Source organism: Celeribacter marinus (assembly GCF_965656515.1).
Lineage (GTDB): Bacteria > Pseudomonadota > Alphaproteobacteria > Rhodobacterales > Rhodobacteraceae > Celeribacter > Celeribacter marinus_D.
Genome location: NZ_CBFHKW010000131.1, coordinates 1 through 1,021, shown reverse-complemented (window position 1 = coordinate 1,021; position 1,021 = coordinate 1). Strand labels below are relative to the sequence as shown.

Sequence of the window (1,021 nt, the reverse complement as noted above, 5' to 3'; positions counted from 1 at the left end):
CAAAAAGGAATGATCATGCGACCTTCTGGACGAAAGCTTGATGAAATGCGTTCGATTTCTATCGAAACAGGCGTAACAAAACACGCTGAGGGTTCATGCATGATCCGATGCGGCGATACGCATGTCCTATGTACAGCGACCCTAGAACCACGCGTCCCGCCATTTATGCGCAATTCGGGCCAAGGTTGGGTGACAGCAGAATATGGCATGCTGCCGCGCTCCACATCGTCGCGCATGCGCCGCGAAGCCACCGCCGGCAAACAAGGTGGACGTACTATCGAAATTCAACGCCTCATTGGCCGCTCGTTGCGCGCTGGCGTTGATCGCGTCGCCCTTGGTGAGCGTCAGATCACAGTCGATTGTGATGTCATTCAGGCCGATGGAGGAACGCGTTGCGCCGCCATCACCGGTGGTTGGGTTGCTCTTAGGCTTGCAGTCAATAAGTTGATCAAAGCAGGGGACATTACGACTGACCCGCTCATCTCTAACGTTGCTGCAATCTCATGCGGTATCTACGCAGGTCAGCCCGTTCTCGACCTCGACTACCCCGAAGATTCCGAAGCGGGTGTTGATGGGAATTTCATCATGCTAGCCAACGGCCAAATGGTCGAAACGCAGATGAGTGCCGAAGGATCAACATATTCACGTGCGCAGCTTAGCGAACTCCTCGACCTTGCTGATAAGGGTATCTCGGAATTGGTAGCCGCTCAGAATGCGGCCATTTCCGGATGAGACTGTTCGACGGTGATAAGCTTGTACTCGCCTCACACAACGCGGGCAAATTGCGTGAGATAGGGGCACTCCTCGCGCCGTTTGGCGTCGAAGTCATATCTGCAGGCGATCTAGGGTTCGATGAGCCTGAAGAAACCGAAGATACTTTTGCAGGTAATGCTCGAATAAAGGCACACTACGCCGCCCAAAAGTCAGGGCTTCCAGCGTTATCCGATGATAGCGGGATTATGGTCGATGCACTTGACGGCGCACCGGGCGTTTATACTGCCGACTGGGCAGAAACGGCAAA

At 54.2% G+C, this 1,021-nt stretch carries 2 protein-coding genes; both read left to right on the top strand.

The genetic code is table 11. The features are described from left to right. Positions 1-15 precede the first annotated feature (15 nt). Complete coding sequence (gene rph / locus ACTG34_RS13860; RefSeq protein ID WP_062221088.1) at positions 16-732, top strand: ribonuclease PH; 717 nt, start codon at positions 16-18, stop codon at positions 730-732. Further along, positions 729-1,021: non-canonical purine NTP pyrophosphatase (locus tag ACTG34_RS13855; RefSeq protein WP_439105448.1), on the top strand; the 293-nt coding region annotated here is incomplete at its 3' end. The genes rph and ACTG34_RS13855, both read left to right, overlap by 4 nt.

Excerpts from the sequence above, each read along its gene's own strand:
- rph (WP_062221088.1), top strand. The coding sequence starts at position 16 with ATGCGACCTTCTGGACGAAAGCTTGATGAAATGCGTTCGATTTCTATC.